The sequence below is a fragment of the Paenibacillus sp. S-38 genome (assembly GCF_049942825.1).
Taxonomy (GTDB): domain Bacteria; phylum Bacillota; class Bacilli; order Paenibacillales; family NBRC-103111; genus Paenibacillus_G.
This window is the reverse complement of sequence record NZ_CP187970.1, coordinates 714,382-727,500: the sequence shown is the minus strand read 5'-3', so window position 1 is coordinate 727,500 and position 13,119 is coordinate 714,382. Positions and strand designations below refer to the sequence as shown.

Annotated in this window: 14 protein-coding genes (1 of these 14 only partly in view); 5 read left to right on the top strand and 9 right to left on the bottom strand. The window is 57.0% G+C overall.

What is annotated here, in order from left to right; genetic code table 11:
* The 3 genes in view from ACP26L_RS03465 to cydS are tightly spaced (at most 5 nt apart) and all read left to right on the top strand, a layout consistent with a single transcriptional unit that may run on beyond the window.
* A protein-coding gene (locus ACP26L_RS03465) for a cytochrome ubiquinol oxidase subunit I (RefSeq protein WP_426451131.1) crosses the window boundary here: on the top strand, positions 1-226 show its final stretch. 1,124 nt of this gene lie to the left of the window's left edge; the window shows 226 of its 1,350 coding nt (coding positions 1,125-1,350); its start codon lies off the left edge, out of view; its stop codon occupies positions 224-226.
* On the top strand, positions 223-1,251 hold the full coding sequence (locus ACP26L_RS03460) for a cytochrome d ubiquinol oxidase subunit II (protein ID WP_426451130.1): 1,029 nt from the start codon (positions 223-225) through the stop codon (positions 1,249-1,251). Before ACP26L_RS03465 ends, ACP26L_RS03460 begins: the two co-directional genes overlap by 4 nt.
* A 5-nt stretch (positions 1,252-1,256) precedes the next feature.
* Complete coding sequence (gene cydS / locus ACP26L_RS03455; RefSeq protein ID WP_426451129.1) at positions 1,257-1,376, top strand: cytochrome bd oxidase small subunit CydS; 120 nt, start codon at positions 1,257-1,259, stop codon at positions 1,374-1,376.
* Between the two features lie 106 nt (positions 1,377-1,482).
* On the opposite strand, the gene ACP26L_RS03450 is transcribed toward cydS, so the two are convergent.
* The gene (locus tag ACP26L_RS03450; RefSeq protein ID WP_426451128.1) at positions 1,483-1,791 is read right to left on the bottom strand and encodes a hypothetical protein; all 309 of its coding nucleotides are present in this window, start codon (positions 1,789-1,791) and stop codon (positions 1,483-1,485) included.
* A 157-nt stretch (positions 1,792-1,948) separates the two neighbouring features.
* The gene (locus ACP26L_RS03445) at positions 1,949-2,173 is read right to left on the bottom strand and encodes a DUF1128 domain-containing protein (protein WP_426451127.1); all 225 of its coding nucleotides are present in this window, start codon (positions 2,171-2,173) and stop codon (positions 1,949-1,951) included.
* 129 nt (positions 2,174-2,302) lie between these two features.
* Between ACP26L_RS03445 and ACP26L_RS03440 the strand changes: the two genes are divergently transcribed.
* Entirely contained in the window at positions 2,303-2,704 is a 402-nt protein-coding gene (locus tag ACP26L_RS03440; RefSeq protein WP_426451126.1) for a secondary thiamine-phosphate synthase enzyme YjbQ, read from the top strand.
* A 61-nt stretch (positions 2,705-2,765) separates the two neighbouring features.
* Here ACP26L_RS03440 and ACP26L_RS03435 read toward each other — a convergent pair whose 3' ends face one another.
* The 3 genes from ACP26L_RS03435 to ACP26L_RS03425 form a co-directional block, all read right to left on the bottom strand.
* Entirely contained in the window at positions 2,766-3,353 is a 588-nt protein-coding gene (locus ACP26L_RS03435) for a TetR/AcrR family transcriptional regulator (protein WP_426451125.1), read from the bottom strand.
* A gap of 61 nt (positions 3,354-3,414) precedes the next feature.
* On the bottom strand, positions 3,415-4,053 hold the full coding sequence (locus ACP26L_RS03430) for a YigZ family protein (RefSeq protein ID WP_426451124.1): 639 nt from the start codon (positions 4,051-4,053) through the stop codon (positions 3,415-3,417).
* A 127-nt stretch (positions 4,054-4,180) separates the two neighbouring features.
* Positions 4,181-5,536, bottom strand: a complete 1,356-nt coding sequence (locus ACP26L_RS03425) for a glucose-6-phosphate isomerase (protein ID WP_426451123.1) — start codon at positions 5,534-5,536, stop codon at positions 4,181-4,183.
* Positions 5,537-5,747: 211 nt separating this feature from the next.
* On the opposite strand from ACP26L_RS03425, the gene ACP26L_RS03420 reads away from it, so the two are divergent.
* Positions 5,748-7,007, top strand: coding sequence for an NAD(P)-binding domain-containing protein (locus tag ACP26L_RS03420; RefSeq protein WP_426451122.1), 1,260 nt, complete (start codon positions 5,748-5,750; stop codon positions 7,005-7,007).
* 102 nt (positions 7,008-7,109) lie between these two features.
* Here ACP26L_RS03420 and ACP26L_RS03415 read toward each other — a convergent pair whose 3' ends face one another.
* The 4 genes from ACP26L_RS03415 to nirB form a co-directional block, all read right to left on the bottom strand.
* Positions 7,110-7,427 (bottom strand): pyrimidine/purine nucleoside phosphorylase, encoded by a 318-nt coding sequence (locus tag ACP26L_RS03415; RefSeq protein WP_426451121.1) that lies wholly within the window; start codon positions 7,425-7,427, stop codon positions 7,110-7,112.
* Positions 7,428-7,459: 32 nt separating this feature from the next.
* Positions 7,460-9,463 carry a transketolase gene (tkt, locus tag ACP26L_RS03410; protein WP_426451120.1) on the bottom strand — a complete coding sequence of 668 codons (2,004 nt, stop codon included), beginning with the start codon at positions 9,461-9,463 and terminating at the stop codon, positions 7,460-7,462.
* Positions 9,464-9,895: 432 nt separating this feature from the next.
* Positions 9,896-10,228, bottom strand: a complete 333-nt coding sequence (nirD, locus tag ACP26L_RS03405; protein WP_426451119.1) for a nitrite reductase small subunit NirD — start codon at positions 10,226-10,228, stop codon at positions 9,896-9,898.
* Positions 10,229-10,306: 78 nt separating this feature from the next.
* Positions 10,307-12,805: a nitrite reductase large subunit NirB gene (nirB, locus tag ACP26L_RS03400; RefSeq protein ID WP_426451118.1), complete on the bottom strand. Its 2,499-nt coding sequence runs from the start codon at positions 12,803-12,805 to the stop codon at positions 10,307-10,309.
* Positions 12,806-13,119 lie beyond the last annotated feature (314 nt).

Below are 13,119 nucleotides of genomic sequence, written 5' to 3'. Positions count from 1 at the left end.
CTTCGCTGAAGTAGGCCGGCAGCCGTGGATCCTGCGGGGCTACATGAAGGTATCCGATGCGGCCACGACTTCCGCCCACGTAGATGCCATGCTGCTGCTGTTCTGCCTGCTCTATCTGCTGCTCGGAGTCACGGTGGTACGCGTATTGAGTAAGCTTTTCCGCAACTATGATGTCATCCAGGAGATGATCTCTCTCGGTATTGAGAAAGGGGGCCTACGTTCATGACCTATGAGCTGCTCGGGATCACCGTTCTCTGGACCTTTCTGTACGGCTATCTCATCGTCGCTTCCGTCGACTTCGGAGCCGGATTCTTCAGCTATTACAGCGTGCTGACCGGACAAAAGAACAAAATCCATAAGATTATACAGCGGTACCTCTCCCCCGTATGGGAAGTGACGAACGTGTTCTTGATCTTCTTCGTTATCGGCATCGTCGGTTTTTTCCCGGAGACGGCTTACTACTACGGCACGGCGCTGCTGATCCCAGGCAGTATCGCCATTATTCTGCTCGCCCTGCGCGGCTCCTATTACGCCTTCTCCACTTATGGGAACAAGGAGAACCGGGGATATATGCTGCTGTACGGCGCGACAGGCCTGCTCATCCCCGCTTCGCTGTCCACGGTGCTGACCATATCGGAAGGCGGGTATATCGAGGAGAGGAACGGCCAGGTGCTCTTCCTGTGGAACCGGCTGCTTGCCAGCCCCTACTCCTGGAGCGTCGTCCTGCTTGCGATCGTCTCGGTTCTCTATATCTCGGCCATGTTCCTTACTTACTACGCAGCCCGAGCAAAAGATGAGACGGCTCTCGAGGTCGTCCGGGGCTACGCGCTCTTATGGAGCGCTCCGACGATCATCAGCTCCTTCCTTGTCTTCCTGGGGATCCGATCGCAGAATCCGGATCATTTTGCGGGGATGATGGAGTTACCTTGGATGTTCGCCGCTTCGTTCCTCTGCTTCCTGGTCGCTGTTTACTGCGTGTGGAAACGGGAGCGGTACGGAACGGCCTTCCTGTTCGTGATGCTGCAGTTCGCCTTTGCCTTCTACGGCTACGGTGCCGGGCATCTTCCCTATGTGCTTTACCCTTATATCAACATCTATGAGGGGTTTACCAATGAAACCATGGCGGGGGCACTCCTTGCCGCCTTTATCGCCGGCTTGTTCGTCCTCATCCCTTCGCTGTGGCTGCTCATGCGGCTGTTTCTGTTCGATGCGAATTATGTTCAGGGGGCGGGTCCCCCAAAGAAAGGATGACCACCATGGATGAATTTCTTATTTTCTACCTCCCCCCTCTGATCGTGGCGGTTTCTCTGGTCTTCCTGTTCCTGTGGAACGGCCGGACCCAAGACGGTGACGCTGACGGGCACCCTCAGTCTTGACACGCTCCCCCAAGCGGTGGCAGAAGCAGAAAACAAAAACCCCCCATGCTCCAAGGATTCATCCAAGGAGTGCATGGGGGTTTTGCATGTTACCTTACCGTGCCCCTTACCAGAACCAGCCGCCGCCACCATAAGGACCGAAGCCGTAGCCGCCGGGATACCCTCCAGGATACCCCCCGTAGCCGTACCCACCGCCATAGGCGTAAGGGGCTGTTCCTACTGCAAGCAGATCAAACAGGACCAAAGGCAGGATAGCCGAGGTTTTCACCTGTTTGCCCTTGCGGGGGGAGATAAAAATTTGGGTTCCGCTGACACGCACCAGTTTGCCGCGGACAGTCGTTCCGTCTTTACGTACGGCAACCACTTCTTTGCCGATCAGCTTCGACACATCTTGCTTACGGACCGCTTTGTGCACTCTGCACACCTCCGAAAAAATATAGGCTGATACAGCAAGCAGGACCCTGCTGTCTGTTACCCTATATCCTATGGAAGGCTGAGAGGCTCTGCCTGTACCTTTGTACGTGAAGCGTCAAGTTGTGCCGCTGCCCTCCAGGGCACGAATCCGGATGTACTCAGCTCCGGCGGAGCTTGCCGAGTTCCGTGGTAATCGCTTCAATCTCGGAGATGCTGAATTGGTTCTTGCCGGCTACCATCTCATAGATGTCGCGCAGATCTTCATACTGCGTATCGTTCAATTGGGAAGCCTTCAGGGCGGCGCCAGAGGCCATGCGCAGCTTTTTCTTGATTTCCTCAATCATAAATTCCGTATTCTCAAGGGTATTCACAGCGAGGTTCACGTGGTTCTTCATCCTTTCGATCGGGCAAATTGGGCTGCATATTCCTATTGTACCATGTTTTGTAGGCGGGTGCGCCGTGTAATATAATGAGAGCAAGCGAGCCCTATCAACCTATAAGGAGGTTCTTCCATGATACATACCCTGCAGTTCCAAACCCGGGAACGCGATTCCATGACGGACATCACCCGGGAAGTGCACGATCTTCTGAAACAGGTCCAGATGGAGGATGGCCTCGCCGTTGTCTATTGTCCGCATACGACTGCCGGTATCACCATCCAGGAGAATGCCGACCCGGACGTACGCCATGACGTGCTGATGCGCCTCGATGAGGTGTACCCTTGGGAGCATCCCAAATACAGACATGCGGAAGGCAATACGGCTTCCCACTTAAAAGCAATGACCGTTGGCTCGTCGCAGACGATACTTGTCGCCGGCTCCCGTCTTGTTCTCGGAAGATGGCAGGGAATCTATCTGTGCGAGTTCGATGGACCGCGGGAACGAAATGTCATGGTAAAGTTTGTACGCGGTTAAGCTTTACCGTATTAAAGTTAGGGGCTGCAAAGAATCTTAGGATGCGGATTTCGGCAGTATGCTATCCTTGCAGCCCCTCGCACAAATATTGGACATGTTGTTCGGCCAGCCGCTTGACGTCGGCGTACGTTTGATTGAAGTGGATGTTGTAAGAGATAAAACCGTGCAGCGACATGAATAGGCTCCAAGGCAGGCTGTACATTTTCTTCTCTCCGCCTTCCTGCTTGGCCACTACCGACCGTACCACCGTAGCGAAGAGATCGAGGCACTGCGCCTGCTCCGTTCTGGAATAGCGCTGCAGTTCCGGATCTTTGATCATAAACATGATCTCATAATGGTTCGGATTCTCCAGCCCGAACTTGATGAACTCCAGCATCAGCTTCTCCAGCTGTGCCAAATCGCCGAGACGGGTCCGCCGGATCATTTCTTTCTGGCGCTCGAGCAGCATTTGAAAGTCCTCGATTACCAAGGCGTAGAACAGCTCCGCCTTCTCCCTGAAATGATAATATAACGCCCCATGACTGTACCCCATCGACTTGGCGATGCTTCGCATCGTTAAAGCATAGTAGCCGTGTTGGACGAACAGCTGCCGCGCTTCCTCCAGAATCCGTTCACGGCTCAGCTCCTGTGCTACCGCTTTTCTTGCCACATCCTCACTCCCCCTGCTGCGTAATGACAATGCATCTATTACATGAAGCCGCCGAGGTTCCTTACGAAAGCTCGGCATGCTCTACGTAGCGTGATTCACCTTGCAAAATCAAACTTTGACCTTGGGTCAAATCAGTCATCCAAGCGATGAAGCTGTCGGCTTCCGTCTCCCTCGGCAGACAAAGCAGTGTCACTTTATCCGCAAATGTGGTCTCCCCCAGGAGTGTCCCCCGGCCGCGCAGCTCGTTCTCCACTTTGCCGAGCCATGTGTAGTCGATCTCTACCCGAACTTCCCGGTGGAGCACCTGATACACCTGCTCTGCCGCAGCTAGACCGGCCACCGCCCCGTCGGTATACGCACGGATCAGTCCCCCGGCCCCAAGCATAATCCCGCCAAAGTAGCGGGTTACGACAACAACGACATTCTTCAGTCCCTGATTCTTAATGACTTCCAGAATCGGCTTGCCTGCTGTCCCGCTCGGTTCCCCGTCGTCCGACGCTTTCTGGATCTCGTCCCGCTCACCGATCATATAGGCGGAACAGTTATGCGTGGCGTTCCAATGCTCTTTCTTGATCCCTTCAATGAACGCCACCGCTTCCTCCTCGGTCGACACCGGCTTCGCGAAGCCGATGAAACGGGATTTCTTGATGACGATCTCGGCGGAGCCGAAGGCCCGCACCGTCCGATACTGGGGTAACATGAGGCGTCGCCGCCCTCCTTCACTCCAAGCTTTCGAGCAGCCGCGCTCCCCTTTCAAAAAAAGCAGCCATCCGAAGGATGAACCGCTTCTTTTGCAGCCGGGGACGGCTTCTTCTCATTACATGATTTTACTTATTCAAACGGGCTTCAAGCTCCGCTTTTTCCTTCTCGTAGCCCGGCTTGCCGAGCAGCGCGAACATGTTCTTTTTATATGCCTCTACACCCGGTTGGTCGAACGGATTGACGCCCAGCAGATAACCGCTGATGCCGCAGGCTTTTTCAAAGAAGTAAACCATATAACCGAAGGTGTATGGCGTCATATCCGGCAGGGTCACGATCAGGTTAGGCACGCCGCCGTCCGTGTGGGCGAGCATGGTGCCTTCGAATGCCTTGCGGTTGACGAAGTCCATCGTCTTGCCGCTCAGGAAGTTCAGCCCGTCCAGGTCCTGGCTGTCGGTACCGATCGTGATCTGTTCGTTCACCTGCTCTACTTGAATGACCGTCTCGAACAGGTTGCGGGAGCCTTCCTGAATGAACTGGCCCATGGAGTGAAGGTCGGTGGAGAAGTCAACGGAGGAAGGGTAGATGCCCTTGTTGTCCTTGCCTTCGCTCTCGCCAAACAGCTGTTTCCACCACTCGGACACGAAGTGCAAGGATGGCTCGTAGTTCACGAGAATCTCGGTCGACTTGCCTTTGCGGTAAAGTGCATTGCGCACCGCCGCGTATTGGTAAGCTTCATTCTCCTTGAGGCTCGGATTCGAGTACACTTCCCGCGCATCCGCCGCGCCGCGCATCATGGCTTCGATGTCGATGCCGGCCGCTGCGATCGGCAGCAGACCCACCGCGGTGAGTACGGAGTAGCGTCCGCCCACATCGTCCGGAATGACGAAGGACTCGTAGCCTTCCTCGGTCGCCAGACTCTTCAGGGCGCCCTTCGCCTTGTCGGTCGTAGCGTAGATGCGCTTGCGTGCGCCTTCCTTGCCGTACTTCTTCTCGAGCAGTTCGCGGAAAATACGGAACGCGATCGCCGGCTCCGTCGTTGTACCGGACTTCGAAATGACGTTCACGGAAATGTCTTTGCCTTCGAGCAGCTGAAGCAGGTGGGTAACATAGGTCGACGAAATGTTCTGGCCGACGAAGTATACTTCCGGCGTCTTGCGCTGACCCTTCGGCAGCAGGTTGTAGAAGCTGTGGGACAGCATCTCGATCGCCGCGCGGGCGCCGAGGTAAGAGCCGCCGATCCCGATGACAACCAGCGCGTCGGAATCCGACTGGATGCGCTGTGCCGCCTGCTGGATACGGGCAAACTCCTCTTTATCGTAATCGGCCGGCAGGTCGATCCATCCTAGATAGTCGCTGCCTGCGCCGCTCTTGTTATGCAGCTGTTCGTGCGCGAGGGCTACCGCCCCTTCCAAATAGTCCACTTCATGCTGCTGGATGAAGCCCAGGGCCTTGCTGTAGTCAAAACGAAGCTTGGCTGTCATGAGTTCTAATCCTCCTATTTCCGAATGATCCGGATGCGTCTCATTTATGTATCTATAAGCTAAGAATACTTGATTTTCCATCCTTAACGCAAGAGAATTCACACGCTGCCCGGCGAAATGCTACAATGGTACCAAGACGCCCGGACCAGCCCCCCTAATCCGGCCGGCGTTCGGCTCCGGAAGACGATCCTAACGAAAGACAGGTGGAATCATGAAAACGATCGGTTTTATCGGTCTTGGCACCATGGGTAATCCTATGGCGGTCAACCTGCTGAAAAAAGGCTTTGAAGTCATTGCTTATAACCGCACGCCCTCCAAAGCCGATAACCTCCTGGCGCTGGGCGCACGCAGCGCAGCCACACCCGCACAGGCTGCCAAGGATGCCGATGTGGTCATCACGATGCTGAGCACGGACGATGTCGTCCTGGAGCACATTCTGGGGGCTGAAGGAATCATTGCGGCCCTTCGTCCGGGCCAGACGGTCATCGACTGCTCGACGGTCTCTCCCGTGACCAGCAGACGGATTCACGGCGAGCTGGCCGCCCAAGCGGTCGACTTCCTCGACGCGCCGGTTACCGGCAGCAAGCCCGGAGCCGAGAACGGCACGCTGGTGTTCATGATCGGCGGGGAGGAAGAGGCCTTGGAGACCCACCGTGATGTCTTCGAGGCAATGGGCACCCGCATCGTGTATATGGGCCCCTCCGGCTCCGGCTCCCACGCCAAACTCGCCCACAACACCATGGTCGGCATCAATGCGCTCGGCCTGATGGAAGGGCTGTCGCTGGTTACTAAGGCCGGACTCGATCCAGAGCGGTTCCTGGGCATCGTACTCGCCGGAGGTGCAAGCTCCAAGCAGGCGGAGCTCAAGGGCCAGAAGATCGTGAACCGCGACTTCAGCAACCAATTCTCGCTTGGACTGATGCTGAAGGACCTGCTGCTGGCCGGCGATACCGCCAACGACTTCCAGCTGCCTTCCCCAATGCTCCGCGCGGCGACGGGGATCTTCCAGATGGGACGGGCCAAAGGCCTCAGCGAGGAGGATCTCTCCTCCGTCATCCAGTGCTATGAAGACTGGATGGGCCTGCAGGTAGGCGCATGGACCGAAGCTCCTGCCGCCAAGACAACCGCCGAGGAGAGACGCCGCAGCGCCCGCGTGCAGCTCAATATCAAGCTGCACCTCTCGGTGTACCAGTGGCAGCAGGAAGGCTCCTTCTCGGGACAGTTGATCGACGGGACGCTCGTCGACCTCTCGGAGAGCGGCCTGCTCATTACGTCCTCCTCCCCGCTGGCCCAAGATATGTTTGTAGTCATCCACTTCCCTCAGGAAGCGGACCTGCCGCCGGTGACCGGCCGTATCATCCGCATTCATGCGGAAGGCGACCACTACCGCTACGGCTGCATGCTCTCCGGCCTGCCGCCTTATGTCCGGCTCAAGCTCGAAGCCTATGTTCGCAGCAAGGCGGAAGCGTAAGGCGCAAAAGCGAAAGAATAAAGATACAGGCTTACGGCACCAGGAACAAATAAAGAAACGGCTGCATCGTCCACGTTCGGACCTGCAGCCGTTTTATTGTTATTACTCGCTGATGTAAGAGCAGCAGTAGTCCGTTACCGTACGGACCTTCAGCTTGAACTTCTCCCCGGCCGGAACCGTGAACTCGCCCTTGCCGCTGATCTGCAGCCATTCGCTGGAGCCGGGCAGCAGGACGCTCAGGTCCCCTGCCAGAATCTCCATGATTTCTTGTACATCGGTGCCGAACTCATACTCACCCGGCATCATGATACCAAGCGTCTTCTTCGTGCCGTCGGCAAACAGCACCGTACGGCTGGTCACTTTGCCGTCGAAGTAGACATTCGCCTGTTTTACTACTGTAACGTTCTCGAATTGGGACATGGGGAAACAACCGCTCCTCTGATGTAAGTTGCTTATTTCAACAGCTGCTTCACGCGGGCAACCACGTTCTCAACCGTAAAGCCGTATTCCTTGATCACAACCGGGCCCGGTGCCGAAGCGCCGAACTTGTTGATTCCGAGCACATCGCCGGCATCGCCGACATAGCGCTCCCAGCCAAAGGAGTGACCCATCTCGATCGCAAGGCGGGCCTTGACGCCAGGCAGAATAACGGAATCCTTGTACTCCTGCGTCTGCTTGTCGAACAGCTCCCAGCTAGGCATGGAGATGACGCGGACGTTCACGCCCTCTTCCGCCAGAGCCTTCTGTGCCGCAACCGCCAGCTGCACTTCCGTGCCTGTCGCGATGATCTGTGCCTGAGGGTTGCCATTAGGCGCATCGGAGAGCACATAGGCACCGCGGTCCACGGCACCCTTCTCAGAGCCTTCCAGCTTCACAGCCGCTTGACGGGAGAAGATCAGGGCAACCGGACCTACTTTGTTCTGCACGGCATATTTCCAAGCTGCCGCCGTTTCGCTGCCGTCCGCCGGACGGATGATCGTCAGACCCGGAATGACGCGCAGCGCCGCAAGCTGTTCGATCGGCTCGTGTGTAGGCCCGTCTTCGCCGACACCGATGGAGTCATGCGTGAAGACGTAGATCGCCGGCACGTTCATGATGGAGGCCAGACGGATCGCCGGACGCAGGTAGTCCGAGAAGACGAAGAAGGTGCCGCAGAATACCTTCAGGCCGCCGTGAAGGAGCATGCCGTTCACAGCCGCGCCCATACCGAACTCACGCACGCCAAAGTAGACGTTGCGTCCGCTGTAATCCTTAGGCGTAAGCTGTCCGAGCCCCTTCATGTGCGTCATCGTGGAGGACTCCAGGTCAGCCGAGCCGCCGATGAGCTGTGGCACGGCATTCGCGATCTCGTTCAGCACGATCCCCGAAGCGGTACGCGTGCCCTTCTCTGCCGGAGCGTCCAGGGAAACCTTGGACTCCCAACCTTCAGGAAGCTCGCCGCTGAGGGCCGCTTCGAACTGCTGGGCCAGCTCAGGGAATGCCTTTGCATATTCGGCGAAAGAAGCCTTCCAGGCGTCGTAGGTTCCGACGTTCTTGCGCTTAACCTCTTCAAAGTGGCTGCGCACGGCATCCGGAACGTAGAAGTGCTGCTCGCGGTCCCAGCCGTAAGCGTCCTTCGTCAGGGCCACTTCGTCTACGCCAAGCGGGGAACCGTGAGGACCCACGTGGCCGCCCTTGCCGGCCTTGTTCGGAGAACCGTAGCCGATGACGGTCTTGACTTCGATCAGGGTCGGACGGTAGTCGGCCTGCGCTTCCAGGACCGCCTTATGGATGGCTTCCAGATCGTTGCCGTCCTCTACGCGGAGCACCTGCCAGCCGTAACCTTCAAAGCGCTGAGCCACGTTCTCGGAGAACGAGAGGTTCAGTTCGCCGTCGAGGGAGATATCGTTGGAATCGTACAGGACGATCAGTTTGCCGAGCTTGAGATGGCCGGCAAGCGAAGCGGACTCGGAGGAGATGCCCTCCATCAGGTCTCCGTCGCCGCAGATCGCGTATGTATAGTGGTCTACGATACGGAAGCCTTCCTTGTTGTACACCGCGCCGAGATGCGCCTCGGCGATCGCCATACCCACAGCCATACCGAAGCCTTGTCCGAGCGGACCGGTCGTAGCGTCAACGCCAGCCGTGTGGCCCACTTCGGGATGACCCGGAGTTTTGCTGCCCCACTGGCGGAAGTTCTTCAGCTCTTCCATAGGCAGATCGTAGCCGGAGAGGTGCAGCAGGGAATACAGCAGCATGGAGCCGTGGCCTGCGGAGAGCACGAAACGGTCGCGGTTGATCCAGTTCGGATCTTCCGGGTTATGTTTCATCACCTTGGCGAACAGCTCGTACCCCATAGGTGCGGCGCCCATAGGCATGCCGGGATGGCCGGACTTCGCTTTCTCGATCGCATCGATCGACAACGTACGGATGGTGTCGATGGAAAGCTGCTCAATCGATTTGTTTGTGACCGTCATTAGTAGTCCTCCACTCTGTTTCTTTTTGACAGCAATGTGCTAAAGGCAGAAGGGCGCGGTAACAAGCCGGAGGCTGCGGGCCAAATCCCTCCGACGCCCGTCTTGTTAACGTGTGCACAACGCCTTATGAACACTTCATTCTTACCTTATTGTACCACTGTCCGACGCAGTTTGCCATATCCCGACGCGGCAGCACGCGGGCGCTGCCCGTGTACGCAGACATTCCGTTAAAATAGATGACGATGGACCGTCCTTGCCTCCACCTGGAACACAGAGCTTCCATCCTAAAAATTCCGGCCGGCCCAAGGCCATCTCCTATTGTGCATTCCTGCCAGCCGCTTTATCCCTGCAGCACGCAGTAAAAAGAGGCGGATGGGGCCGCCGCCCACCCGCCTGCCGGTTTCTCCTCGCAACACAGCCGTCCGCAACTCATCAAGCCGTCAGGCCGCCTGTTCCCTCCGTCAGAAGATAGATGTTATCGGCCTTATCCGTTTCCACCTCGAAGGTCTTCACACAGCCCTCGTCCGGTGCTTGAACGAGGCCATCCTTCACATTGATCTTCCAGTCATGAAGGGGACAGAACACATGATGGTCGCAGACAATCCCTTCCGACAGCTTCCCGTTCTTGTGCGGACAGCGGTTCTCCACCGCATACAGGGCACCCGAGGAAAGCTTGAAGACCGCCACCTCCGTCCCCTCTACGCGGACCGTCCGCGAACGGAGCGTAGGGATATCCGATACCTTCCCAACCAAAATGCGTGTCATGGCGTGACCTCCTAAGTAAAATAGATAGTAACCCCTCTGAAAAGAGCCTCGGGACAACCGTCCCGCAGGCCGGTCAGCTTAAGGCCTTTCCGCCGCCGCAGCTTCCGACTCGGCCGCGAGGCCGGCAGCCGCTTCCGCAGCAACCGAAGCATCCACAGCCAGCGAGCCGGGCAGTTCCTCGAAGGTGGCGCGCAGTGAAGGCGTCTCGATAATCTCCTTCCACGGATCGGCCATCACCTGCAGCGCCTCATCGATCCGTGCAACCAGAGCCTGCCGCTTCTCCGGTGTATCCAGCGCGGCGCGAACCGTATCGAGCCCGACCCGCGGCAGCCATTCGCTCGTCCGCTCGTTCCATTTGCCTGTCTCCCGGTAGAACTGCAGGTAAGCGGCCGCATACTCCATCACTTCTTCTTCCGTCTTCACCTTGCAGAGCAGGTCGGTCGCACGAACCTTCACGCCGCCGTTGCCGCCGACATGCAGCTCCCAGCCGCCATCGATCGCCACGATCCCGAAGTCCTTGATCGTCGCTTCCGCGCAGTTCCGCGGGCAGCCCGATACGGCGATTTTCACCTTAGCCGGCGTGTTCAGGCGCTCGAAACGGCGCTCGATGGCAATCCCCATTCCCATCGCATCCTGGGTGCCGAATCGGCAGAACGTGTTACCAACGCAGGTCTTCACAGTACGCAGCGCCTTACCATAACCATAACCCGACGGCATATCGAGATCCTCCCACACCTTCGGCAGGTCCTCTTTCTTCACCCCAAGCAGGTCAAGACGCTGTCCTCCGGTGAACTTCACAAGCGGCACCTCGTACTTCTCCGCCACCTCGGCTATCCGTTTGAGTTCTTGAGGAGAGGTGACGCCTCCATAGATCCGCGGGATAACGGAATAGGTTCCGTCTTTCTGGATATTGGCATGATTGCGTTCGTTGACGAACCGGGATTCCCGCTCCTCCTCATGCTCCACCGGCCAGACCATCCCGAGATAATAGTTGAGCGCGGGGCGGCACTTCGAGCAGCCTTCCGTGTTCTCCCACCCCAGCACGTTCATGACTTCCTTACTTGTGGTCAGGTGCATGGAGCGGATCGCTTCCACGACCTCGTCTCGGCCCATCGTGGTGCAGCCGCAGATGCCTTCTTTGACGGCCGTCACCGCCTCTGCCCCAAGCGTGCACTGCAGCACCTCTCCGACGAGCGGTTTGCAGCCGCCGCAGGAACGCGACGCGCCCGTGCAGGCCTTGATCGCATCTACCGACGTAAGCCCCTGCTCGTTGATCGCTTTGACGATAGCCCCCTTCGACACCCCGTTGCAGCCGCAGATGATCTCATCGTCCGCCATGGCCGCTACGCCGGAGCCTGCACTCTTCCCTCCGGCGCCGCCGAAGCCTTCGCCGAGCACCACTTCCTTCTCCCGGCCGCTGACATCCTCGCCGGTCCGGACCAGCCTGAAGATCCGGGTGCTGTCGCTCGTATCTCCGAACATCACGGCACCGACCACCTTGCCGTCACGGATCAGCACCTTTTTGTATATGCCGTCGAACTCATCGACCACTTTGATGGCCCGCGTCCCCGGCGCTTCTCTGTACTGTCCGGCGGAGAATACGTCTACCCCGGATACCTTGAGCTTCGTGGAAGTTACGGAGCCCTCGTAACCCGCCACTTCCAATCCGCAAAGCCGCTTCGCCAGCACATCCCCCTGTTCATAGAGCGGAGCGACCAGACCGTAAGCCACTCCACGGTGCTCGGCACACTCCCCTACCGCATAGATATTCGGCACATTCGTCTCCAGGAAGTCGTTCACCACGATCCCGCGGTTCACCTCAATACCGTGATCCTTCGCGATTGCCACGTTCGGGCGAATCCCGACAGCCATGACCACCAAATCCGCCTCCACTACGCTGCCGTCCTTGAACTTCACGCCGGTCACCCGGTCTCTGCCAAGAATCTGCTCCGTGTGCTTCTGCAGCAGGAACTTCATCCCTTGGGCTTCAAGCTCCGTGCGCAGCATGGAAGATGCCGTCTGGTCTAGCTGGCGCTCCATCACGTAATCATGGATGTGCACAACGGACACTTCCATGTTCAGATTGAGCAGCCCGCGGGCCGCCTCCAGACCGAGAAGTCCGCCGCCGATAACCACGGCCTTCCTATATTTCTTGGCCGATTCAATCATCGTCTCGCAGTCTTTGATATCGCGGAACGCGATGACGCCTTCCTTATCCGCACCCGGTACCGGAAGAATGAACGCCCGGGAACCTGTCGCCAGAATCAGCTCATCGTAAGGAACCGTAACCCCCTTGTCGGAGGTGACCGTGCGCTTCACCTTGTCAATCTTGGTCACCGTGTGCCCCGCATGGAGAGTGATGCCGTTATCCCGGTACCAGTCCCAGTCGTTCAGAACGATGTCTTTCATGCTGGAGTCCCCTGCCAGCACCGAAGACAAAAGAATCCGATTATAGTTCGGATGCGGCTCACTGCCGAAGATCGTCACTTCAAAACGCTGGGGCGCCAGCTTCAACATATGCTCCACACACCACACGCCCGCCATCCCGTTCCCAACCAGCACCAGTTTCCGTTTCATCTCTCTCCACTCCCCACAGTGTTGTTATTTTCATGTAACATCTATTCAAACTCTGCCAACAAGGAACCATCCGCTTCATTTTATGTTATATTAACTAACATATATTGTTCTTGTGTTAAATATACAAGAGAAATCCGTAAATTACAATACCCAAGTGTAATATTTGTTAACATTTTTAATACAGCAGATTAAAATCGCGTACATTCATGTTAATATTCGATATTATTATTCGTATATATCTTCTGTAAGCGCATAAAAACGAAAAGCAACCGTTTACAGGAACTTTCTAATGTGAGGTTACCTACCACATTTCA